A 23,807-nucleotide genomic window follows, 5' to 3' on the forward strand; every position below is an offset into this window, starting at 1 on the left:
ATGGTTATCAGTGAAGCATGTCAACGGTTGCGCTGATCTACCCGCATCAACTCTTTCGCCAACCACCGGCACGAGGCTGCCCGCTCTACCTGATTGAAGACCCGCTGCTGTTTGGCACGGATCGGCACTGGCCGTTAAATGCCCACCGCCAGCGCCTGGTGCTCCACCGCGCCTCGATGCAAGCCTACCGCAAGGAGCTGGAAGGCAACGGCCACGATGTGCGCTACGTGGATCTCCCGCAGGGGGGCAACAGCGACTCTACCACCATACTGCGCGCGGCGATTCCCAAGAGCATCGAACGGCTCTCGGTTTATGATCCGCATGACGACGTACTCGAACGCCGCTTGCAACGCTTTGCCGAGGAGCGCGGCATCGAGCTCTCCACTGAGCCCACGCCCGCCTTTGTCACACCAGCCGAGTTTCTGGAGAAGCATACCGGCGCGGACGCGAAAAAGCCCTTCATGGCGACCTTTTATCAGGCGCAGCGCAAGCGGATGAAAATCTTGCTCAATGACGACGGCAAACCCGTGGGTGGGCAGTGGTCCTTTGACGCCGACAACCGTAAAAAACTGCCCAAAGACTACCCGGTGCCTGATGCACCACGCGCGCGGCGAAACCACTACGTCGACGAGGCAGTGGATTGGGTGAAAGACCGTTTCGCCGATAATCTCGGCTCGCTGGACAGGTTTGAGTGGCCCGTCACCCGCGTGGCTGCGCAGAGTTGGCTGGATACGTTTTTAGAAGAGCGATTTGCCGATTTCGGCCCCTATGAAGACGCTTTGTCCGGCCGTCACCGGGTGCTGTTTCACTCCGCCATCACACCCGCGCTCAACATTGGCCTGCTGACGCCGCAGGAGGTAGTCGACGCTGCGCTTAGCCATGCGGAAAAGCACGACATCCCGCTCAATTCGTTGGAGGGCTTCATTCGGCAAGTCATTGGATGGCGGGAGTTTATGTGCGGCATTTATCGCCACCGTGGCGTGGAGATCCGGAATGGGAATTTCTGGAATTTCCGGCGCAAGATGCCGCAATGCTTCTACGATGCGTCGACGGGTATCCCGCCGGTCGACGACGCCATCAGCCGCGCGCTCGAGCACGGTTGGCTGCACCACATTGAGCGCCTCATGGTGCTGGGTAATTTTATGCTGCTCTGCCGCATTCACCCGACTGCTGTCTATCAGTGGTTTATGGAATTATTTGTCGACGCCTACGACTGGGTCATGGTGCCTAATGTTTACGGCATGTCGCAGTTCGCCGACGGGGGGACGTTTACCACGAAGCCGTATCTTTCGGGCTCGAATTACATCCGCAAAATGTCCCGCTACGCCAAGGGAGACTGGTGCGATACGTGGGATGGCCTTTACTGGAGCTTCATCGCCGACCACGAAGATTTCTTTGCTGATAACCAACGACTGGCGATGATGGCGCGCACGTGGAACAAAATGGACGAGGCAAAGCAGCGAAATCACCAGCATAATGCAGAAGCATTTCTCCGTGGATTGTAGGTTCTGCTTAGCGTTTTTATCGCGAGCCATCTACTTCTGTATTGCTGAAATCTTCGTCGGTTATTCAGCACATTTGCTTGTTTCGTGAATAAATAGTGGGCTGTTAATAACCTTATTCATAACGTTGCTTCGTCACGCTATTGGCAGGCAAAGTCCCGCGATCCGTTACATTAGTCGGGGTTTTGTGTCGTTTGTGAGGCGGCTGAGTCACGGGCTTGTTAAGACTTGGGGGCCTCACTGATTGGGCTTTGACCGACTTATTCACAGTTATTAACATTCGGGACCCATACAAGCTCACTGACGAACGACAATGAAAAAGCCTGTCCTGAAATACAAAACCATCGTTCTTTCGGACGTTCACCTCGGCACGAATGATTGTAAGGCCGAGGAAGTTAACTTTTTTCTCAAGCACACCCGCTGCGATAAATTAATCCTCAATGGAGATATTATCGACGGGTGGAGTCTTAAGCGGAAGCTTAATTGGAAGAAGAGCCACACGTGGTTTATCCGCCGTATCTTGAAGATAGCCGAAAAACGAAAGTCAGAGGTGATCTACGTGCGCGGCAATCACGACGACTTTCTGGCTGGCTACCTGCCGCTGATGTTTGATCGCCTACAAATCGTCGAAGAGCACATCCACCACGGCGAAAAGGGCGACTACCTCGTCGTCCATGGAGACTGCTTTGACGCGGTTACGACGCACTCGAAATTCGTTTCGATTCTGGGCGATGTCGGCTACCAGCAGTTGCTGCGCATCAACCGCCTCTACAACAAGTGGCGCGCCTTCCGCGGTAAGGAATATTACTCGCTGAGCAAGGCGATCAAGGCGAAGGTCAAACAGGCCGTCAGCCACATCTCGGATTTTGAAGATCACCTGCAAGCCCTGGCTTCGAAGCGCGGTTGCATGGGGATCATTTGCGGGCACATCCACACGCCCGAGGACAAGATGATCGGCGACACACATTACCTGAATTCGGGTGATTGGGTCGAGTCGCTGACCGCGCTCGTCGAAGACAAAGACGGCAATTGGGAAGTCCTCGACTATGGCGAGTTCTGCATCCGCCTGCACGAAAAGGCTGAGCTCGAGCAACGCAAAACACCGCTGCCTCCCGTCCGCGATGGCGAGGAGATCAAGGTCGCCAAGGAAGACACGAACGTCATCTGGCTGGACGAGCTCGACGAAGAAGAACTTGCCGCGCCTCATGCCTAGGCGTGACTTTCAAAGGTAGGGCGCAGTCTCCAGACAAGCCGCCAGCATCCTGCTGGACCGAAAAATTTGCACACCGTGCAAATGCTACTCCACTGTGGCGGCTTGTCTGGAGGCTGCGCCCTACCTTTAACGCAAATGCTCCAGCATCACGCCCAGCACATCCGTCGATGCGATCGAACCTGCCGCCGACTGATCGCTCGCGCCAATAATCAGCGGCCAGTCCTGTTGGTCGGCTGGCCGATGTCCATGCGAGCCTTTGACGAGATTCGCGTCCAGCGGGATCACGTCGAACAGCGTGCGCAGACCCAGCTTTTTGCGAAGGAGTTTACCCGCAAGCTTGAGCTTGGGCATCGCAATTGACGGGTCGATAAAGAGCTCCACGGGGTCGAAGCCGGGCTTGCGGTGGATGTCCACCGTGCGCGCGAAGTCGGGTGCCTTGGCGTCGTCGAGCCAGTAGTAGTAGGTGAACCAGCTGTCCGGCTCAGAAAGCACGACGAGCTCGCCCGAGCGCGGATGATCCAGGCCGACGCGGGCCTTGGTGTCGGCGTCGTAAATTTCGCCCACGCCGGGTGTCGCTTCGAGCAGGCGGCTGACTTCGCCGAGGATGGACTCATCCTGCACGTAAATGTGTGCGCACTGGTGGTCGGCCAAGGCAAAAGCCCGGCTGGCACCCTTGTCCAGAGTCTCCGTGCCAAGCTCGTCCTTGATGCTCAGCCAACCTCGTTCGCGGAACAGGCGGTTGAGGTGCACGGGACGCGATACCGGCGTGATGCCGTATTCCGAAAGCACAATCACCTGAACCCCGCGCGCATCGTAGCAGGCGACGAGTTCACCAACGACTTGGTCGATGGCGTGTAATTCGGCGGGGATGGACGCATCGTCCGGCCCGAGCTTCATCATGCAGTAGTCGAGGTGCGGCAGGTAAACGAGCGACACATCCGGCGCATGTTTTTCCTCAATCCACTGCGCGGAGCGCGCTATCCACTGGGAGGACTCGATGCCGCTGGCGGGCCCCCAGAACTGCCGAAACGGAAACTCGCCGAGGTCCGCCTTCACGCGCTCACGCAGGTCCATGGGGGTCGTGTGGACATCGAACACCTTGCCGCCGTCGGCCAGGTAGAGCGGCCGTGGCGTGATGGCGTAGTTGACGTGGGCATACATGTTGAACCACCAGAATAGCTGGGCTACGGTCGCCTCCGGGCGGTCGCGGCGCAGGAAGTGCCAGAGCTTGCGGCCCTGCATCAGGTGGTTGCTTTGTTTCCAGAAATGATGCTCGGCCAGCTCGCGGTCATACCAGCCGTTGGCGACGATGCCGTGCTGGCTGGGCAGCTGACCAGTCAGGTAAGTCGCCTGCGCGCTGCAGGTGTTGGCGGGCGCGACGGGTTCGATGGCGGCGACCGCCGTTCGTTGCGCCAGCTTTTGCAGGTTGGGCGTATGCTGGCCCAAGTGGCGCTGGCTCAGGCCAACGACATTGAGTACGGCTAGGCGAGGTGCAGTGTTCATTAGGCGAGGGCTGCGTACTCGGCCAAGGCGAGGGTTTCCTGGAGCGCGCGTTGCAACGCCTCGTGGTCGACCACGTTGATGTCGCGGTTGACGCCCGGTTCGGTGACCATGCACAGGCAAAGCTGTCCACCCAGATGCAGGCGAAATTCTTCAAAGCCCTCCAGCAGCGGTGCGTGGTCGTCGGTCGCGGCCGCGTTAAGTTCACGCTGCACATCGGGCGAGGCCAGCGGACCGAGTAGGCCCATTTCGCGAGCCACGGTTAATATGCCGGACAGATTTTCACTGCTGAGCAGGCCCACGCAATGTGCGTAATGGAGATCGATTAGCATGCCGATGGCGACGGCCTCACCGTGGCTCAGGCGAAACTCCGAGAGCTGCTCCAGCTTATGCGCGGCCCAGTGCCCGAAGTCCAGCGGTCGGCCTTCGCCTTGCTCGAAGGGATCGCCGCCCTGGGCGATGTGCTCAGCGTGGATGCGTGCGCTTTCGGCCACGGCGTGCTGCACTGCCTCTGGTTCCAGAGCGTTCAATGCGCCTGCATTCTGCCGCAGGTAAACGTAAAATTGGCGGTCGCGAACCAGGGCCACTTTGAGCGCCTCAGCGAGGCCGGCGCGACGTTCGCGCTCCGGTTGGCTGGCGAGAAACGCGAAGTCGTTGACGACAGCCCAGGGCACGGAAAACGCGCCCGCCCAGTTCTTTTGGCCGAAGCGGTTCACGCCGCACTTTACGCCGACGCCGCTGTCGCCCTGGCTGAGCGTCGTGGTGGGCATTCGCACCAGACGCATGCCGCGATGAGCCGTGGCGACGGCAAAACCGACAACATCCAGCACCGCGCCGCCGCCGATGACCAGCACCCGCGAGTGACGCGAGAGCGGCAGCGCCGCCAGCTGCTGCCAAATGGTCTCGACGACCGACCAGTCATTTTTCGCCTGTTCGCCGCCCGGGACTAGCATGGGCTCGGCCACGAGTTCAATGGGATCGCCTGCGGCCTGTATCAGCTCGATTTTCCGGCTGACTTCGAGCGCCAAGTTGGGACGCGCCGCGAGCAAACCCTCATCCAAATACACACAGACGCGCAGCGGTTCGCCGCTGGTCTGGTCATCGCCCCGCAACGCCCGCTCCAGCGTATGATTCTTCGGCAAAAAGGCGTTTTCCGTGTGGAAAATGCGATGCACGAAGTGTGGGGTTACATTAAATTGCAAATCGGAACGAGGCATGAGCGCTTGTCGTAGAAAGGGATGCATCCTGCCGGGCGAATCAAGTCGCGGCAAAACTTTTTTGCAGCCAAAGGGCGAGGGGGAAAAGTAAAAGCAGACAGACAAAGGCCAGCACCGGATGAGGTAAGCAAAGCGCCAGTGCATCGGTTAAAATAATACCTGCCAGCAGCCTGGGGATCGCCTTGGGTGGAGGCAAAGGCCTGCGTCGGAGGGGTAGGGCAGGTGCGTTCCAGAGCAACCAAACGATGACAAAAAAGATCATCAGGACGAACCCGACTAACGTCGGGCTGTCGAAAAACGGCATCACTGCGATTGCCGCAATGGGCGTAAGCAGCAGCAGGCTTTGGGCTAGAGGGTAGTCGCGCTTTTTGGGGCCACTTTCCCCGGCGGCATTCCAGGTGAGTCCAATGATGTAGAGCGTGTGTGCCGCCGCCCAAATGATTGGCAGGATGGCAGAGTAATCACATGGCGCGGCGGCGCTGGCGGCCAGCAGCACCAAAGTGCCCCGAGCGAGCCCCATCGGCACACCGGCCCAGCGGGTTTTTTTATGGATGACATCGTAGCCGACGATCAGCGCAATCAATATGGCTAGCAGCAGCGGCGATGCACCTGCGAGAAGGACGATCGCGCTGCCAGCGAGCATCCAGCCAATGCCAATCCATGTCACTTGGCTGCGGGTAAAGATGCCGCTGGGAATGGGGCGCTCGGGGCGGTATTGGCGGTCGAATGCCGCGTCGCAGGCGTCGTTAAGCGTCGTGCCGCCGAAGTAAAGGCATGTCGCGCCAAGGATTAATAAGAACAGCGACGGCTGGACATTGCCCCCGGCGAGAATCCAGCCCAATATCACATTGCTCCACACCGTGGGCATGTTGGAAAAGCGGCAAAGCTGCAGGAGGGCGTGGCCGCGGGAGCTGGGGGCGCTCATCGTGGCTTATTTCGCCGGAATCTTAATCTTTTGGCCGACGGCCAGACGGCGAGGGTCCACATCGGGATTGGCCGCGAGAATGGCGGCCACCGAGACGTTATACTGGTCGCTCAGTTTGGTAAAAGTGTCGCCGCTGCGGATGGTGTGGACCTTGGTCTCAGTTGTCGCGACGGGCAGGCTGGAATCGTCGTCATTATCTGTCGTGGCCAGGGGCAGGCGCTCCTGAGCGCTGTTGGTGGGGGAGCCCGAGTTCGCTGGCGCGAGCGAACCGGCGTTGTCCGTGGTTGTACTGTTGCGGCCCGTGGCGTTGGGGCGGCCCTGGCGATTCAGCGAGTCGATCAGCTCGGTCAATTTGTCCGCGGAGGTGTCGATCATGTCGCGGTTTTTATTAATTTCCACGCTGACTTGCTTGAGGGCGTTGTTGGCGTCGCGCGCGAGGAGCTGGGTTTGCTGTTCGGCGGCGGCGAGCTTGCTGGCTTGCTCGGCGTATTTGGCCTCCATGTCGGCAAGGCGGGTTTCGAGGCCCTCGACTTTGGCGCTCATGGCCTTAAGGCTGGATTGGGTGTCATCCGAGGCTCCGGCACCGGTCAGGCTGAAGTAGAGGGCGGCTCCGCCCAGCAGCACACCGGCAAAGCCTACCAGCAGCGGCGCAATGATGCCGTTGTTACCCGGCGCGGAGCTGGTTTCAAACGACGAAAGATCGGAATCTACGGACATATCAGTAGTTAACGTAGAGCACGCCAGCGCTACGAATCAAGCTGCATGTTCCTTTAAGTGCGTGGTTTAACGGATTTTTTGGGGTCTTGGTGGAGATGTTGCGCTTTAGCCGCCACCTTATGATGAAATCTTACTTTAAATAAACGCGAAGCCGACGAACACTGCTGCGATGATCCAGGCACCAAGGCTGACTTCCTTACCCCGGCCGGTGAGGAGCATGAGCCCGCAGTAAAAGATGATGCCCGCCATGATGCCGTGGGTGATGCTGAAGCTGAGCGGTATGAGCAGCGCGGTCAGGATGGCTGGGGCAACTTCAAGCAGGTTTCCGTAATCGATGTGCTTCAGGCCCTGTGCCATGAAGAGCCCGACCATGATCAGCGCGGGTGCGGTGGCGGCGGCGGGGACCGCGGTAAGGATCGGCGTGAAAAAGAGCGCCAGCAGGAAGCAGCAGCCGACGACGACCGAGGTCAAACCCGTGCGCCCGCCGGCCTCAATGCCGGTGGCGGACTCAATATAGGCCGTGGTGGTGGAGGTGCCCAGGAGAGAGCCACACACCGTGGCTAATGCATCGGCGGTCAGGGCGCGGTTGAGCTTGGGCATCTCGCCTTTGTCGTTCATCATGCCGCTCTGGCGGCCCAGCGCGACGATGGTGCCCAACGAGTCAAAGAGGTCCAGGATGAGTAGCGTCGCAATGACCGGCAGCGCCGTTTCCCAATGTCGGAATGGGTAAAGCCAGTCGAGGGCGAGGAAGGTCTGCCCGATGCTGGGCGGCAGGCCAAAAAAGCCCTCGGGGGTCGCGGTGATGGTCCCGTCTCCGCTAGGAATGAAGAGGCCGGCCACGCTGAGGAGCAGCACCGTGGCGATGATGGCACCGGGGATCTTTTTTACCGTCAGTGCGCTCATGATGAGCAGCCCGCCAAGTGCCATCAGCGGCGCGGCTTTGAGAATGTCTCCCTCGCTAACGAGCGTGAATGGATTGGACACGATGATCTCGGCGTTTTTCAGGCCGATAAACGCGATGAAAAACCCGATGCCGCACTGGATGCCGATTTGCAGGCAGCTGGGCAGGGATTTGATAATTGCCCCGCGAACGCCCGATACCGAGAGTGCGAAAAAGATCAGGCCGTTCCAAAACACCATGGCCAGTGCACCCTCCCAGGGGACGCCCATGCCGACCACCACCACGCTCGCGAAGTAGCTGTTGAGCCCCATGCCGGGGGCCTGCGCAATGGGCAGATTGGTCAGCGTCGCCATGATGAAGCACCCCAGCGCAGCGGCGAGCGCGGTGACGGTGATCAGCCCGGCGTGGTCCATGCCGGTGCCGTCGGAGAGGATCAGCGGGTTGACCACGATGATGTAAGCCATCGCGGCAAACGTGGTCAGCCCGGCCAGGCATTCGCGGCTGATGGTCGTGCCCTCAGCTTGTAGTTTGAAGCAGCGTTCCAGCATTGGAAAAGTTCGAAAGGTTCGAATGTTTGAAAGTTCGAAGGTTGGGAGGTTGAGGGTGGAGCTTGGCGATGTTAATACGTTTTGGCCAGACTTAGGTCTTGGGTAATGCGAGGGCGGGGCCTAACTTCTGCGGCATGAAAATAGTCATTCTCGATGCTGGTACTTTCTTTTTTGAAGACGAACAACCCTGGGGCCCGTTGCGGGAGTTTGGTGAGCTCGTCATCCGCGAGCACACTAGCCACGACGATGCGAACCTCATTGTGGAGCGCTGCGCGGGTGCAGACATCGTGTTGACGAATAAAGTCCCGATGTCCGCTGACACACTTAAGCGCTTGCCGGACCTGAAGCTGGTTGGCGTGCTGGCGACGGGGTATAACATCGTGGATGTCGCGGCGGCGAAGGAACTAGGCGTCACCGTTTGCAATGCGCCGAGCTATAGCACGCAGTCCGTGGCACAGCACACGTTGGCGCTCATGTTGGAGCTGACTAATCATGTCGGCCTGCACAGTGAGAGCGTTCATGCGGGCGACTGGGTGGCGAGTGAGGAATTTTGCTACTGGAAGAAGCCGCTCTTCGAGCTGAAAGGCGCGACGGTAGGCTTCATCGGCTGGGGCGAGATCGGCAGCGCCGTGGGCGAGCTGGTGCACGCACTTGGCGCGAACGTCATTGCTTATACCCGGAGCCGTCGTGGCGGTCCGGATTGGGACTACGGCTTTGCCTGGGAGGACTTGGACGAAGTCTTTGCGCAGTCTGACCTGATTTCGCTGCATTGCCCGCAGACGGCGGAGAACACCGGGCTCGTTAACCGCGAGCGTCTGGCGCTAATGAAAGACACCGCCTATTTGGTCAACACCGCACGCGGGGGGCTCATCGACGAGGCTGCGCTGCTGGAGGCCCTGCAAAACGGCGTCATCGCCGGTGCCGCGCTGGATGTCGTCTCCAAGGAGCCCATGGCGGCGGACAACCCGCTCAAGGGCGCGCCAAACTGCATCATCACGCCACACGTGGCGTGGAGCAGCTTCCCAGCGCGCTCGAAGTTGCTGGAGATCACTTTCGGCAACATCCGCGCATTCCGTGAGGGTGAGCCGCGAAACGTCGTGAGCTGATCGACCGATTGACTGACGGAAGCCGCTAATTCGCTATTGCGCAGCGTCTTGCAGCGCGCATGATGAAGGGTTTGTTTACACCTCTATTCGGCTACTGTGACTTGGGAAATCATATTCGTTCTGGCGCTGCTCGTCTTCGCCATCATCAGCTTCGTTAAAGAGAAGCTGCCGGTGGACGTGACGGCGATTCTCGTCTTTGCGGTCCTGCTCGTCGTTGGCATGGTGACCGGGTCGGAGAAGCTCCCCAATGACCAGTCGCTGATCAATGTGTTTGCCAACTCAGCCCCGCTGACGATTGCGGCGATGTTTATCATTAGCCTGGCGCTGGAAAAGGTCGGTGCCATCGAGCTGCTTGCCGAGGCCCTGGAACGGCTTACGAAGCTGCCCATGCGGATGTTTATGACGGTGATGATTTTGTCCGTCGCCTTCATCTCCGCTTTCATGAATAACACGCCCGTGGTGGTCGTTTTCCTGCCAGTGGTGATTGGGCTGGCGCGCAAGATGAACACGCCCGCATCGAAGCTGCTGATCCCGATGTCCTACGCGTCCATTTTTGGCGGCGTCTGCACGCTGATGGGCACCAGCACGAACATCCTGATGAGCGGTGAGCTGGCCGAAGCTGGCTTGAAGCCGCTGGGCATGTTTGAGCTGACTGCGGTCGGCCTGCCGCTGCTTCTATTAGCGACGGCATATCTCGTAATCTTTGGGCCCAAGCTTTTGCCCACCCGCGAAACGCTGACTGCGATTCTTTCGGAGGAAGAGCGTCGCGAGTTCATCACCGAAGCCTTCGTACGGGCCAATTCCGAGCTGATCGGACAGAGCTTTAACGAGTCCTCGCTCAAGCGCGCGCGCGGCATTCGCCTCTTGGAAATCATCCGCGACGGCGTGGCGCTCGACACGAATTTCCGCGAGGCCACGTTGGAGGAGGGCGACCGTCTGGTGCTGTCCTGCCGCCCATCGGGGATCGCCTCGGCGCAGGCCACGGGCACGGTGGACTTTATCCACGAGAAGGGGCTGGACCTGGAGCAAATTGCCGCGCACGAGGGCGCGATTGTCGAGGGCGTTATCGGGCCGATGTCGAGCATCACTGGTAAGACAATTCGCGAGATCAACTTCCGCCAGCGCTACCGCATGATCATCCTTGCGGTGCACCGACATGGGCGCAACGTGCGCGAGCGCCTGGAGACGCTGCCGCTGGACTTTGGCGACACGCTGCTCATGATGGGCACCGACCAGGCCATTGAAAAACTGCGCAACAGCGAAGATATCATCTTGCTGGACCGCCCGCCGGTGTCCGCAAAGAATCTCAATAAATGGCTGCCGCTGGTCGTGGGCCTCGTTGTTGCCATGGTCGCGGCAGTGAGCTTTATCCAGTTGCCCATCGTGGTCGGCTCGATTGCGGTCATGGCGATCTTGTTGACGATGGGCATCGTGAAGCCCAAGGAGGCCTATGCCGCCGTCGAGTGGCGCATTCTGATGCTGATCTACGGCATGCTGGCGCTGGGTGAGGCTCTGGAGGTTAGCGGTGCCACAAACCTGGCGGTGGAGCAGATTGTGCATATTTCAGACCTGGCACCGGACCACTTGAAGCCGTTCATTATGTTGGCGGTGATTTACCTGGTCGCGAGCATTTGCACGGAGTTTCTCTCGAACAACGCCACGGTGGTGCTGATGGCCCCGGTGGCGATCAGCATTGGCGCGGCGCTTGGTGTGGACCCGCGTCCGCTCGCCATCGCGGTCTGCGTGGCGTCGTCGGCCAGCTTTGCCACCCCCATCGGCTACCAGACGAATACTTACGTTTACAGCGTTGGTGGCTACCGCTTCTCGGACTTCGCCAAGGTGGGGATCCCTCTGAACATACTTTATTTCGTGGTGTGTGTTTTCGTGATTCCCATCTTCTGGAAATTTTAATTAGTTCGGCGGCATGAAACGTTCCATACTGCTGACTTCGCTTGCCCTGATCATGGTATTGTCCTCGGGTTGCGCCATGTGGGAGGTATCCGCCGCTCGTGCCGCCAAAAAGCGTGAAACGCAAACCGGCCCCATCATGGGCGAGGTAGAGCAGGACACCGGTATCGAAGACCCCCTCGGCCGCAAGGAAAACGACATCGACAGCGAGGCGGACAACGTCGAAACCAAGCTGGATAATCTCTAGCGAGGATGGTGAGCCACGGGTATTAAGCGCCAACGGCGTAGTCGTTTCCGCGCTCAATATGGACTCCAGAGTTTGCCTACGTGTTTCGTGCCACGAAACCTGGGTGTATTGTGTCTGTTTGCCCCTCGGTTTCGCGTTAGTTTACCTATGGGCAAACTGTCAAGAAACACGTAGACAAACTGTCGCGAAAGGTATGGGCAAACTGCCAGTTTGCCTATGGGGAAACTTTTGTAGGCGTTGTTTGGTGTTGGCGCACAATCGGAGGCCGCTCGTGAACCGGAGGGTGCGGCGATGGTTTCTTTGGCGTTGGCTGGCGTGGCAACGGGGGAATCCGTGCGCGGGGCGCATTCTCCGCTTGCATGGCCTTGGGCGCATCTGTCAAAACTGGTTCATGAGACGCCTCAGGCTAATCCTGACTTTATTAATGTTTTGCATGCTGTGGTCGGCGTGTGACCAAACCCGTAGTGGGGTGGTCAGCGAGACCGAGGAGAAACAATACCAGCGCGGCCAGCGACTGCTGCGCGAAGGCCGCCAGGGCGAGGCGCTCAACGCGTTTTTAAAAGTGATCGAGAAGCGCCCCGATGCGCCGGAGTCCCACCTCGAAGTCGGCATCCTATACCAGCAGCACATCGGTGATCCCGTTGCGTCGATCTACCACTTGCGCCGCTACATCGAACTGCGCCCCGACACCGCCGAGGCGGAAAAAGCCGGGCAAATGATCGAGACCGCGCGCAAAGACTTTGCCCGCTCGCTGCCCGGGCAGCCTTACGACTCGGCGATTGAGCGCCTGGACCTGCTAGAGATGCTGGAGGCCGTCCGCGAGGAGAATCAACAGCTCAAGCGCGAGCTGGCCGCCGCGCGCCAAGGATTATCCGTGCAACGTACGCCCTCCGGCGAGACCACGGACTCAACCCGGGTCAGCTACACCTCGTCGAACAACAATACGCAGCGCCCCAGCGCGCCCACGCAAAGCTACGTGCCGCCGCAGCAGACCCGCGACACCGTGAGCCAGACGCGCACTCCGGCGGTGCAGGCTCGGACTTATACCGTCGTCACCGGCGACACGCTGACGCGTATTTCCACGAAGGTTTACGGGGAGTCGGCGCGCTGGCAGGAAATCTTTGAGGCCAACCGCGATCAGTTGCCCAATCCGAACGCGCTGCGCGTCGGCCAAACCCTGCGAATTCCCCAGTAGCGTGAGCCACTACTTCGACGCCAATGCTACCACGCCGCTCCTGCCCGAGGCCCGCGCGGCATGGTTGGAGGCCGTCGATGACTGCTGGCACAATCCATCCAGCCCGACGCGGGCGGCTGCCCGGGTAATGGCGCTGCTCGAAGCGGCGCGGGAGGGGATTGCCGGGTATTTTGGTGCCGCCCCCGAGCGGGTGGTTTTCAACTCCGGCGCGACCGAGGGCAACCGCGACGTGTTGGCCTATCTGCGCCGAATTGAGCCCACCAAACGTATGCTGATGAGCGCTGTTGAGCACCCGAGTGTGCGTGAGAACGCGCGGGCAATTTTTGGCCCCGATGCCAGGGAAGTTACCGTTGATGCGCTCGGCCGCCTGGAGCTTGCGGCGCTCGAAGAGGCTTTGTCTGCGGGTGGCGTGTCGCTGGTTTCCCTGCTGGCGGCGAGTAACGAGACGGGCGTCATTCAACCCTGGCGGGAGGTGCTGGCAGTGTGTCGTCGCCACGGCGCGGCGCTCCACCTGGACGCGACGCAATGGGTGGGCAAAGAAGATTTAGCCGGACTGGCCGAGGCGGACTTTGTCACCGTGAGCGGGCATAAATTTGGCGGGCCCAAGGGGGCAGGGTGGCTGATTGTTTCGCCGGCCTTCACGGGGTTCACTGGCCAGCGCGGCGGTGCGCAGGAGCATGATCACCGGGCGGGCACGGAGAACTATCCGGCCATTGCCGCCATGCGTGCAGCCCTGGCGGCAAGCGAGGCAACCCGCGCCGCCAACCACGCGCAGTGCGCCGCTGCCCGTGACAACTTCGAGGCGCAATTAATTGCCAGCATGCCGGGCGTGCGTATCTGGGGGCAGGGTGCGCCGCGACTGGCGAACACCTCTAGCGTTTGCCTGCCGGTGGGCGAAAACATGCGCTGGGTGCGTCGGCTCGATGCGCAGGGTTTTCTCGTCTCGACCGGTTCGGCCTGTGCGACGGGTAAGGCCGGCCCGAGCCACGTGCTAGCCGCGATGGGCGCTACCGACGACGAGGCCCGCCGAACGGTACGGGTGTCCTCCCTGCCGACCACAAGTGGTGACGAGTGGGGGGCGTTAGCTTCAGCGATGATTTCGCTATTGCCCGGGATGGGCGATGATGGTAGCAACTCTCAGGTTATCAGCATCTAATGAATCTTTGTTAATTATTATAAGAGTTATCCGATAACGCATGCGCACCGGCCGACACTGTTTAACCGCTTCACTCTCATTCCGCTTGCAATTGATGGTGCCGGGCCATTGATTCACGCCTTCTTGGTTTCCTAACTGCGCGAAATACTGGTGATTCCCTACGAGACATTTAATACACTGGTCTTGGCTATAATCCTATTGGTGGGTTTAGTCATGCTCTGCGTTGGCGGTGACTGGCTGGCCAAAGGAGCGGCTAGTTTCGCGCTGATCCTGAAGATTAATCCCGTGGTCGTCGGCCTAACAATTGTGTCGATTTCCACCTCGATGCCGGAAATGATCACCGCCTTTATCGCGGCTGCCGGTGGAAACAGTGGCCTGGCCGTGGGAAATATTGTCGGGAGTAATCTGGGCAACGCGGGCCTGATCCTTGGCGTGGCGGCGCTGATTTACCCGATCACGATTCAAAATCGCCTAGTCAAACAAGAGGTGCCCCTGCTGCTGATCGTGACGGTGATGTTCACACTGATGAGCATGGGCGGCTTCCTGGCCGCTGGTGAAATTGGCCGCTTAGAGGGGATTCTCCTATTGGCTGGCGCGGCGGGCTACTTGTTTTTCATGGTGATGCAGGCCAAGCGCTCGGGCCCCGAAGAGACGACCGAGATTGGCGAGGAACTGGCCGACGAGCTCAAGGACCCCATCGATTCGATGGGCAAGTGCCTGCTGTTTATCATCGTGGGTTCGGTATTTTTGGCGATTGGCGCAGAAATGCTGGTGGGCAGCTCAGTGCAGATCGCGACCCGACTGGGCGTCAGCGAAGTATTAATCGGCCTGACCCTGGTAGCCCTCGGCACGAGCCTGCCGGAGCTGGCGGCCTCGGCTGCTGCGGCCTTGCGCAAGCAGAGCGATATTATCGCGGGTAACATTGTCGGCTCGAATATCTTTAACATGCTGCTTATCGGCGGCTCGGTCTCCACGTTCTTTCCGTTGCAGGTGGAGCGCCGGTTGTTCGTGATTGAGTTTCCCTCGATGGTCCTGCTCACACTGCTGCTGTGGTTTGCGTTTTACACCGAGCGCAAGGTGACGCGCCTGGAGGGCGGCTTCCTGGTGACGCTTTATTTCGTGATCATCGGCCTGTCCTCACTCTCGCAGATGGGCAAAATTCTCCCGGGAATCTAATCCGTATGGCCAAAGGTGGCGGTATTTCTTTGATTTAGGCTGGCATGAGGCGTAACTTTTGTTACAACCCCGTTCCTACAATCGCCCCCTTTCATTACTATGCCTTCCGCTGACACCGCCAAGGATACTGCACCCGCCAAAACCGGGACGACTCCGCCGAATAAACCCGAAGAGACCGCCCCACGCCCGCAGGACCTCGAAATTAAAGACGCCCAGCTGATCTTTAACGCTGTCTGGCAAGAACTGGAAAGTGAGCACGGTCGCGAGAACCTGATCTTCCCGCGTGAGATCCACTGGCTCAATGGTGCCCCCGGCGCGGGTAAAGGCACCCATACGCGCACGCTGATGGTGTACCGCGATTTTACCGAGCAACCTATCGTCGTTAGTGAGCTGCTCAAGAGCCCCGAGGCCAAGAAGCGCATCGACGCCGGCATGCTCGTGGGGGACAAAGAGGTGACGTTACTCGTCTTTCATCGACTGCTTGACCCGCGTTACCAGAGCGGGGTGGTGGTCGACGGCTACCCGCGTTCGAAGGTGCAGGTGGAGTGTTTGAAGCTGCTCTACCGCAGGCTGAATGAGCTGCGCTCCGAGTATCGTGAGACGATGTTCAGCACGCGTTTTCAAAAGCCGCAGTTTCACATCATTGTGCTCTTCATTGAGGAGGATGAGAGCATTAAGCGCCAGCTGCTGCGCGGGGTAAAGGCTCGCGAGCACAACCGCGAGGTCGAGGCCTCGGGCATGGGCGAACTCAAGGAAATCCGTAAGACGGACTTGGATGAGGACGCTGCGCGTCGCCGCTACCGGACGTTCAAGGACGTTACCTATGACGCCCTAAAGTCGCTGCGCGAGGTCTTCCACTACCACTACGTGAACGCCTTTGGCTCGATCGACGCCGTCCGTGAGCGCGTCATCCGGGAGCTCCAGTATCAGAGCACGCTGGAGCTGGAGCAGGAAACATTCGATACGCTTTCACACCTGCCACTGTCTAGCCAGATCATCATGCATGCGCGGCAAGAGCTGGTGAAGCGGCTCGATAGCTATCAGCAGCAGGAGGGCGATGTTTTCTGCGAGGTCGTGAGGCTTGTTGGTGACAAGTTTATGCCGATCATTGAGCGGCACTCGATCTCGGGCTACGCCATCGTCAACAGTGAGCATCAGGTGTTTAACCACCCGCTGGCCACTGCCATGTTGCTCGACATATTTTCCGAGCGTGGCTACCACGCCACGGTAGACATCCAGTTCGAGGAAATTCCGCACAAGATCGACCCCAAGACCTTTAAAATTGAAACCCGCAAGAAGCGTGTCGTGCGCATTCATGTGCGTTTCCCGGGCTCGGAAATTCGTCGCGGATAATGAAGCGCTGGTTGGCATTTCTTTTCTTGTTTAGTGCAGCGTTGGCAATGGCCGACGTGCCGATGAACGACTGCAAACTGACGGCACCGGTATCGGCTCTGTCGTTGACCCCGGCCCAGCTCAAGCCGTATCAACAGGGCAACCAGGCCGTGCTTAACGTACAGGGGCTGATCTTTCCGGCGGGAACCGACAAGACCATTGATGCCGAGCCGACGGACGAAACTGACACCGCCTTGCGTGCGGCCATTAATTACCACCGCAGCATCAAAACGCAGGGAGCCGAGCAGATTGCCACTTACTGGCATCCGGCGATGCAACCCATGAAGCTCCAGCAGTTGAACCAGCCCGGCGTGATGCAGTCGACCAAGGAACTATACGCCAACACCGACTCCGTCGAGCTGCTGGGCATGCTGAAGCTCAATGGCCGCGAGGTAGTCTTCATCCGCCACGCAGGAAAGACGCAGGCCTATATCACCGTCGAGAGCAATGGCCAATATTACTTGGTCAGTGACCCGGGTTTGACGCCACAGGTTAGCATCGCGATTGCCGCCTTCGACCGTGGCACGGCGACGATGACGAGGTAGAAGTGCTGATTCATTGGCGAACCTTGCGCTTTTACCGCTTACATTTGTCGTCATTATAACGATTTTCCTTTTCCCCGCTGGGTGATTGTTGTTCGCTGGCTAGATGGATCCTCGTTACCTTGATCTCGCCAAAGTCCTGACTTCGTTTTCCACCAAGCTCAAGCGCGGTGAAAAGGTGCTAATCGACGCCTACAACATCCCGGAGCAATTCGTGCTGGCGCTGTGCCGCGAGGCTCGCCGCCGTAAAGCCCAGCCCTTTGTGGCTCTGCGTGATTCCCGTGTGCTGCGTGAGCTGATCGTTGGCGGAACCGAAGAGGAGTTTACCGCCGTGGCAGATTTCGAGATGCACCGCATGAAGCAGATGGATGCTTACATCGCGGTGCGCGGCAGTGATAATATTTTTGAAAGCTCCGATGTGCCGCCCGCTCAAATGCAGGCCTACATGAAGGCCATGCGCCCGGTGCTCAATTATCGTGTCAACGAAACCAAGTGGGTCGTGCTGCGCTGGCCGACGCCCTCCATGGCGCAGCAGGCGTTGATGGCCACGGAATCCTTTGAAGACTTCTTTTTCCGCGTATGCACGTTGGACTATGCCCGCATGAAGCCCGGCATGAACGCGCTGAAGCGCCTCATGGAACGCACGGATAAAGTGCACCTGAAGGGACCTGGCACCGACCTGCGTTTCTCGATCAAAGGCATCCCGGCAATCACCTGTGGCGGCCAATACAACATCCCGGACGGTGAGGTTTTTACGGCTCCGGTCAAGGACTCCGTGGAAGGCGAGATCACCTACAATGCGCCGACGGTTTACCAGGGGGTGTCGTTCGACAACGTATATTTCAAGTTCGCGAAGGGACGCATTATCGAGGCCAAGGCCAGTGGCAACGAGGACAAGCTCAACGCGATCCTCGACAGCGACGCCGGCGCGCGTTTCATCGGTGAGTTTGCCATCGGCTTCAACCCGCACGTGCTTAACCCGATGCGCGACATCCTTTTCGACGAAAAGATTGCCGGTTCATTCCACTTTACGCCGGGGCAGGCCTACGAACAGGCTGACAACGGTAACCGCTCGCAAGTGCACTGGGACCTCGTTAATATTCAGCGCCCGGAGTGGGGTGGCGGCGAGATTCACTTCGACGATAAAGTCATCCGCGAAGACGGCATCTTCATCCCGAAGGCATTGCATAAGCTGAACCCGGATTACTTGCTGGGCAGCGATTAGTGATAATCTGCTAGGTGTTTTTACAGGCGCTTATGAGTAGAAGCGCTCATTTTTGAGTGGTCATACAGGCTTTCTGTGGTTATCTTCGAGTCAACTCGTAGTTCAACCCTAGTAATCAATCGAAAGCTCCAATATGTTCACTAGAATCGCATACATTAGTGAAGCGACTTGTGCCATGGATGATCAAGCACTCAAGGATCTCGCCGAGCAATCTTCTCAAAAAAACCGCAAAATTGAAATCACCGGTTATCTTTACTTCTGCCGCAATCGGTTTTTTCAGTATATTGAAGGGCCACGCGAAGCATCCTTACAGTTGATGGATGTTATCCGGGCGGATGCGAGGCATACGGTGAAGGAAGAGCTGATGATTCATGGTCAGCCTAAGCGGCTATTCCCCGGCTGGAACCTCCGCTGGCTTCGGCAAATGGAGCTCCATGCGCTGCATTTGGAGCATACTATCTCTGACTTCATGGGCGGTAAACTCGCGTTTCGAGACATTGCATACTGGGAGCAGCGCATCTGGGAAATGATTTCCCAATTGGCCGAAAACCAACAACAGATTCCCGTAAAGACCGGGCCGATTGGATCCAGCAACATTCGACGAATTCTGGACTCCGAACTTTGATTGCGGCTACTGAGGCGGCGCATCCGTTCGCGGATCAGAGCCGGAAAAGAGCATCAGTCCGTATTGCAGATCGAGGAACCAACTGCCTACGGGATAGATCAGCAGTGCGGAGAACAGGGTGTCCATCAGCACGCGCTGAGTGTAATAGCTGCTGTCGGCATCGGGCGCGAGTAGTATACTTTGCCCAAGCATAAGCAGCGTATTGACGACCATGATGGACGTCAGCAACTGCAGGCGCTGGAATCGGCGAAGCTGGCTGCTGAAATTCCGGAAAATTACGTAGCCCGTGCCAAAGATGACGAGAAAAGGCGTCATATTGCCGCTGTAGGGCGCGGCGTAGAACAAGGCAGTGGCAAAGCAAAGCAGCAGCCCCCAGCGTGGCGGCGTGTGCAGCGCGGGCAGTAGCACGAGCAGCGCGGGAAGGCTCAGGTATATCCCAAATTGCGCGGAGGCGTCATTGACGAGGCGGAGCAGGGCGATCAGGAGCAGATTGCTGATCAGGAAAAGCGGCCAGCGTAAATCAACCTCCATCGTCGGCCTCCGCGGACTCGTGTTGCGCCGTCAGCTCCTGCTCAAACGGGATGACAACCGCCACCTCTCGCAATGCCGAGAGCTGTGGGCTCAGGCGAACAGACCCTTTTTGGAAATAGCCATCCGAGCCGGGCTCTAGCGCGGTGATTTCGCCAATGGTAAGGCCTGCCGGGAAAATGCCGCCGAGTTCAGAGGAGACCAGCTTACGTGGCTCGGCCGGGGTCACCGTGATGGTAGGGGGCACGTTCAGTGCCTCGCCACGGGGCGGGCTAAAGGGCGGATTCACCACGCCCAGATAGGTTACCGGTGCAGCCTCGCCCACGACGTTAGCCGCCATGCGAAAGCCCGGGCTGCTGACCAGCTCTACGGTCGCGGTGTAGGCATGGACCTCTCGTATGCGGCCCACGACGCCCCCGTTGTAAATGACCGCCGCACCTACGGGTATGTCATAATTCTTCCCCTTGCGAATGATCATCTGGTGCCACCAGGCTGAGATGTCGCGCTGCGCCACACGGGCGACCTCATAGCGAAACTCCGGCCGTGAGGGCAGGTTGAGCAGGCTTTCCAGGCGCGCGATCTCAGCTTCCTTGGTTTGGTTTTCCTGTTGGGCGACCTGGTAGCGGGCGTTGAGCCGCGATAGGTCGCGCCCGGCCTCAATGAGCTCGTTGTCGGAGCGTGTGCGCAGCGCCCAATATGTCTGCAAGTCCTTGGCGTAGCCTTGGGCGGCAATTATCGGTGCCTGAAACTCGTAAAACGCATCCTGTCCAAACCGCTTGATCACGACCGGTGTCAGCGCCCAAATCGCCAGAAACAACAACAGCACCAATATGGGCTTTAGCTGGCGAAGGAGTTTCATTGGGGAAGATTAAAGTGAGCAAATGAAAAATTAAAGATGCATGATGCTGGATGGCTGGCCAACATCATTGGGCAATGCTGGCCCATACCGCGCATTCAGTGAGCGCAAGAAAACCAAGGTCCTCAAGCCCTTTAATTTTTAATTTGCTCACTTTAATTTAGTGAATCCGCTACGCGGAATCACGCAACCACCAGCTCAAGTCCTGGAGAACGATGCCGGTGCCGTTGGCAACGGCGGATAGCGGGTCTTCGGCCAAGATCACTGGCAGGCCGGTGGCTTCGCTGATGAGCTTGTCCAGGTTGCGGATCATGGAGCCGCCGCCCGCAAGCACGATGCCACGGTCGACGAGGTCTGCGGAAAGTTCCGGCGGGCAACGCTCCAGCGCGCTGCGGACCACCTCGATAATGGAGTTAAAGACGTCGGCCAGTGCCTCACGGATTTCCTGCGAGGTGATGTGCAATGTTTTCGGCAAACCAGCTACGGAGTCGCGGCCCTTGACTTCCATGGTCAGCTCTTCTTCGAGCGGATAGGCCGAGCCAACACGAATCTTGATTTCTTCCGCCGTGCGCTCACCGATCATCAGGTTGTAAGCGCGCTTCATGTAGGCGATGATTGCGTTATCCATCTCGTCGCCACCGACGCGGAGAGAGCGGGTAAAGACGACACCGGCCAAAGAAATAATTGCCACTTCCGTCGTGCCACCACCGATGTCTACAATCATGTTGGCGGCGGGTTCTTCGATCGGCAGGCCAACGCCAATGGCGGCGGCCATCGGCTCTTCGAGCAACAGCACTTCACGGGCACCGGCATGGATGGCGGACTCTTTCACCGCGCGGCGCTCGACTTCGGTGATCCCACTGGGAACCGCGATGACGACGCGGGGTGGGACAAATTTGGTGTTGTGCGCAACCTTCGTAATGAAGTGGCGCAGCATGGCCTCGGTGATCTCAAAGTCGGCGATCACACCGTCTTTCATCGGGCGAAGAGCGGTGATGTTTCCCGGGGTTCGGCCGAGCATTCGCTTCGCTTCGATACCGACGGCGCGGACCTTCTTGGTATTGTTATAAACGGCGACGACGGACGGCTCGCGGAGGACAATGCCCTTGTCGCGGACGAATACGAGGGAGTTGGCCGTTCCTAGGTCAATCCCGATATCGTTTGAGAAAAAGTTCAGCACGACCGATCTAGGCATATTGCGCGCCCGCTTGTCAAAAATAAACAACGGGTAAACAAGGGTTTAGGCAAAATATATACCCTAGTTTTGCGGTTTTAGTTCATTTATCGGAGGGCAATCCCGCTGAGCAGGATTGTCCTCTGGCAAAATCTAAAAGCCCGATAAGCTGTCTGGTGCTTTTTCGTTTTCGCGCTCTTGCTTGGTCTTGTTGAGGTGGCGGTCGATTTCCAGGAGGAAAACCGTCACGGTGTCACCAGCAGAGTCGGCCAGGACTTCGAGGTCGTTGCGATAATAGCCGTGGGGCATGAAGGGCTCGTAGTCATCGGGGTATTTCTCCTTGGGCAGCTTGCCTGCGGTCCAACTGGAGTTGCCCTGGTTGCGGGCCAGCAGGCCGTTGACTTCGGCATTGGTCACGTTGCCGGACTTTTTGTAGGCTTCCAGGACGGACTTGCCCTTGTGATAAACCACGAAATACAGCCAGCCATCGGGGTTGTCGATAGGCTTACCGTTCTTTTGAACTAGCTTGCTCTCGTAGGCGCGCTCTCCGCCGATCGTCTTGTAATAGATGCCGATGGAGAGGTCCAAATTGTCATGGACGACCAGCTCGCCGCGTGAATCAATGGTCAGGACGGCGTCGCGAAACTTGGTCTGATTGATATAATGACGCATCAGCGCTTCGTCGTCGATCACCAGGCCTTGGTTGCGATCGGTCACCCGGCGCTCGATGGTGGAGCGGCTTTCGCCAATGCGGGCTTCGGCGCAAATTGCGGTAGTGATCAGTGTAAAAACGAGGAATGTGCGGGTGAGGTAACCAAGCATAATGGATTGAATTATGGAGAAAAAAAGACTTTGGCAAGCTTGAGACTTTTGCCGGGATTGCGTTGACGGGGTGGTTGTGGGTGATTAGATTGGTTGTATGATTGAGAGGCAAGGCAGTTGGCAGCGATCATTGGCAGGATATTGCCTGATCGCCACGTCCACGACGCTTTGGCTTATCGCGCCGCTGCCCTGGTGGATACCGGAAACGAGCTTTGCAACGAAGTTACTGTCAGGACTGCTCTTGATATCACTTGCGGAGCTAAGCTTCCACGGTGGTCTGCAATGCCTGGCACCTGACGAGGCCGAGCACTTCCATCGCTGGAATTGCCTCAAGCGCGGCTTTCGTCGGCTGATGGGGACGCATTAGAGGCCGCCATTAAAGGCTACCCCTGGCCTCCATGGAGTTTGCCTAAGTGTGTCGTGCCTCGAAACGTATGGTGTAATGTGTCTGTTTGCCCCTAGGTTTCGCGTCAGTTTACCTATGAGCCGGCTGTCGCGAAAGGTAGGGGCAAACTCAACACTTGAAGGTAGGGCGCAGCTTACAAGCAAGCCATTGTTGTAGAGTGGCAACGAAACCATCTGACAGAAGCGGCTTGCTTGTAAGCTGCGCCCTACCTTTATACAGAAAAGCCCCGGCCATTGCTGACCGGGGCTGAAAATGTATAGTTGGCGCTACAGCTTAGGCCGTTGCCTTGGCGTAGTATTCGCTAACCTTGTCCCAGTTGACGACGTTCCAGAAGGCGTCGATGTAGTCCGGGCGCTTGTTCTGATACTTCAGGTAGTAAGCGTGCTCCCAAACGTCGAGGCCGAGGATCGGAGTGCCGCCGCAGCAGCCAAATGCTTCACCCATATCCGGGTTGTCCTGGTTGGGCGTAGAGCATACGCAGAGCTTGCCGTCCTTGACGCAGAGCCATGCCCAGCCGGAGCCGAAGCGGGTTGCCGCAGCGTCGGAGAACTTGGACTTGAACTCATCGAAGGAGCCAAAGGTAGCTTTGATCGCATCGCCAAGGGCACCGGTGGGCTCGCCACCGCCGTTGGGGCTGAGAATGGTCCAGAAAAGAGAGTGGTTGGCGTGGCCGCCACCGTTGTTGCGGACGGCACCGCGGATGTTTTCCGGCACTTCGGAGAGCTTCATGCAGAGCTCAGCTGGGCACTTCGGGGCGTCAAAGCCACTGCCTTCGAGGGCTGCGTTCAGCTTAGACACGTAAGCGTTGTGGTGCTTGGAATAGTGGATCTCCATCGTTTGCGCGTCGATATGCGGCTCGAGCGCGTCGTAAGCGTAGGGAAGAGGTGGCAGTTCGTAAGCCATTTTATGTCTTTCTATATTTACGT

The 23,807-nt window shown here is 58.3% G+C and carries 23 protein-coding genes; 13 read left to right on the top strand and 10 right to left on the bottom strand.

The features are described from left to right. The first annotated feature begins 17 nt into the window (after window positions 1-17). Together O3S85_RS01965 and O3S85_RS01970 are read left to right on the top strand one after the other, a co-directional pair. A complete protein-coding gene (locus O3S85_RS01965) occupies window positions 18-1,505 on the top strand; it encodes a cryptochrome/photolyase family protein (RefSeq protein ID WP_269537438.1) in 1,488 nt (495 codons plus the stop codon). 310 nt (window positions 1,506-1,815) lie between these two features. Next, window positions 1,816-2,715, top strand: a complete 900-nt coding sequence (locus O3S85_RS01970; protein ID WP_269537440.1) for a UDP-2,3-diacylglucosamine diphosphatase — start codon at window positions 1,816-1,818, stop codon at window positions 2,713-2,715. Between the two features lie 126 nt (window positions 2,716-2,841). On the opposite strand, the gene O3S85_RS01975 is transcribed toward O3S85_RS01970, so the two are convergent. From O3S85_RS01975 to O3S85_RS01995, 5 genes are all read right to left on the bottom strand, one after another. Continuing rightward, a complete protein-coding gene (locus tag O3S85_RS01975; RefSeq protein ID WP_269537442.1) occupies window positions 2,842-4,218 on the bottom strand; it encodes an alkaline phosphatase family protein in 1,377 nt (458 codons plus the stop codon). Further along, complete coding sequence (locus O3S85_RS01980; RefSeq protein ID WP_332107526.1) at window positions 4,218-5,576, bottom strand: 3-dehydroquinate synthase; 1,359 nt, start codon at window positions 5,574-5,576, stop codon at window positions 4,218-4,220. Before O3S85_RS01980 ends, O3S85_RS01975 begins: the two co-directional genes overlap by 1 nt. Next, a complete protein-coding gene (locus O3S85_RS01985; protein WP_269537444.1) occupies window positions 5,473-6,357 on the bottom strand; it encodes a UbiA family prenyltransferase in 885 nt (294 codons plus the stop codon). The genes O3S85_RS01980 and O3S85_RS01985 overlap by 104 nt, the downstream gene beginning before the upstream one ends. Before the next feature lie 6 nt (window positions 6,358-6,363). Beyond that, complete coding sequence (locus tag O3S85_RS01990) at window positions 6,364-7,074, bottom strand: LysM peptidoglycan-binding domain-containing protein (protein ID WP_269537445.1); 711 nt, start codon at window positions 7,072-7,074, stop codon at window positions 6,364-6,366. Window positions 7,075-7,209: 135 nt separating this feature from the next. After that, the gene (locus O3S85_RS01995; protein WP_269537446.1) at window positions 7,210-8,523 is read right to left on the bottom strand and encodes an NCS2 family permease; all 1,314 of its coding nucleotides are present in this window, start codon (window positions 8,521-8,523) and stop codon (window positions 7,210-7,212) included. A gap of 134 nt (window positions 8,524-8,657) precedes the next feature. Between O3S85_RS01995 and O3S85_RS02000 the strand changes: the two genes are divergently transcribed. From O3S85_RS02000 to O3S85_RS02045, 10 genes are all read left to right on the top strand, one after another. Next, window positions 8,658-9,629, top strand: a complete 972-nt coding sequence (locus tag O3S85_RS02000) for a D-2-hydroxyacid dehydrogenase (protein WP_269537447.1) — start codon at window positions 8,658-8,660, stop codon at window positions 9,627-9,629. A 96-nt stretch (window positions 9,630-9,725) separates the two neighbouring features. Further along, window positions 9,726-11,540 (top strand): SLC13 family permease, encoded by a 1,815-nt coding sequence (locus tag O3S85_RS02005; RefSeq protein WP_269537449.1) that lies wholly within the window; start codon window positions 9,726-9,728, stop codon window positions 11,538-11,540. Window positions 11,541-11,553: 13 nt separating this feature from the next. After that, complete coding sequence (locus O3S85_RS02010; RefSeq protein WP_269537450.1) at window positions 11,554-11,784, top strand: hypothetical protein; 231 nt, start codon at window positions 11,554-11,556, stop codon at window positions 11,782-11,784. A gap of 424 nt (window positions 11,785-12,208) precedes the next feature. Further along, a complete protein-coding gene (locus O3S85_RS02015) occupies window positions 12,209-12,979 on the top strand; it encodes a Cell division protein CpoB (RefSeq protein WP_269537451.1) in 771 nt (256 codons plus the stop codon). A gap of 1 nt (window position 12,980) precedes the next feature. Continuing rightward, complete coding sequence (locus O3S85_RS02020) at window positions 12,981-14,135, top strand: cysteine desulfurase family protein (RefSeq protein WP_269537453.1); 1,155 nt, start codon at window positions 12,981-12,983, stop codon at window positions 14,133-14,135. Window positions 14,136-14,285: 150 nt separating this feature from the next. Beyond that, entirely contained in the window at window positions 14,286-15,311 is a 1,026-nt protein-coding gene (locus O3S85_RS02025; protein WP_269537454.1) for a calcium/sodium antiporter, read from the top strand. 99 nt (window positions 15,312-15,410) lie between these two features. Then, window positions 15,411-16,664 (top strand): nucleoside monophosphate kinase, encoded by a 1,254-nt coding sequence (locus tag O3S85_RS02030; protein ID WP_269537456.1) that lies wholly within the window; start codon window positions 15,411-15,413, stop codon window positions 16,662-16,664. Beyond that, a complete protein-coding gene (locus tag O3S85_RS02035; protein WP_269537457.1) occupies window positions 16,664-17,248 on the top strand; it encodes a hypothetical protein in 585 nt (194 codons plus the stop codon). The genes O3S85_RS02030 and O3S85_RS02035 overlap by 1 nt, the downstream gene beginning before the upstream one ends. 103 nt (window positions 17,249-17,351) lie before the next feature. Beyond that, entirely contained in the window at window positions 17,352-18,470 is a 1,119-nt protein-coding gene (locus O3S85_RS02040) for an aminopeptidase (RefSeq protein WP_269537458.1), read from the top strand. A gap of 133 nt (window positions 18,471-18,603) precedes the next feature. Then, window positions 18,604-19,095 (top strand): BLUF domain-containing protein, encoded by a 492-nt coding sequence (locus tag O3S85_RS02045; protein WP_269537459.1) that lies wholly within the window; start codon window positions 18,604-18,606, stop codon window positions 19,093-19,095. Window positions 19,096-19,101: 6 nt separating this feature from the next. Here O3S85_RS02045 and O3S85_RS02050 read toward each other — a convergent pair whose 3' ends face one another. The 4 genes from O3S85_RS02050 to O3S85_RS02065 form a co-directional block, all read right to left on the bottom strand. Continuing rightward, entirely contained in the window at window positions 19,102-19,626 is a 525-nt protein-coding gene (locus O3S85_RS02050) for a hypothetical protein (protein ID WP_269537460.1), read from the bottom strand. Then, entirely contained in the window at window positions 19,616-20,482 is an 867-nt protein-coding gene (mreC, locus tag O3S85_RS02055) for a rod shape-determining protein MreC (RefSeq protein ID WP_269537461.1), read from the bottom strand. Before mreC ends, O3S85_RS02050 begins: the two co-directional genes overlap by 11 nt. A 169-nt stretch (window positions 20,483-20,651) precedes the next feature. Then, complete coding sequence (locus O3S85_RS02060) at window positions 20,652-21,674, bottom strand: rod shape-determining protein (protein ID WP_269537462.1); 1,023 nt, start codon at window positions 21,672-21,674, stop codon at window positions 20,652-20,654. 132 nt (window positions 21,675-21,806) lie between these two features. After that, complete coding sequence (locus O3S85_RS02065; protein WP_269537464.1) at window positions 21,807-22,475, bottom strand: hypothetical protein; 669 nt, start codon at window positions 22,473-22,475, stop codon at window positions 21,807-21,809. 97 nt (window positions 22,476-22,572) lie between these two features. Here O3S85_RS02065 and O3S85_RS02070 point away from each other — a divergent pair, with 97 nt between their 5' ends. Beyond that, the gene (locus O3S85_RS02070) at window positions 22,573-22,842 is read left to right on the top strand and encodes a hypothetical protein (protein WP_269537465.1); all 270 of its coding nucleotides are present in this window, start codon (window positions 22,573-22,575) and stop codon (window positions 22,840-22,842) included. A 312-nt stretch (window positions 22,843-23,154) separates the two neighbouring features. On the opposite strand, the gene O3S85_RS02075 is transcribed toward O3S85_RS02070, so the two are convergent. Next, window positions 23,155-23,784 (bottom strand): superoxide dismutase, encoded by a 630-nt coding sequence (locus O3S85_RS02075; protein ID WP_269537466.1) that lies wholly within the window; start codon window positions 23,782-23,784, stop codon window positions 23,155-23,157. Window positions 23,785-23,807: the final 23 nt, after the last annotated feature.

The sequence above is a fragment of the Cerasicoccus sp. TK19100 genome, assembly GCF_027257155.1.
Lineage (GTDB): Bacteria > Verrucomicrobiota > Verrucomicrobiia > Opitutales > Cerasicoccaceae > Cerasicoccus > Cerasicoccus fimbriatus.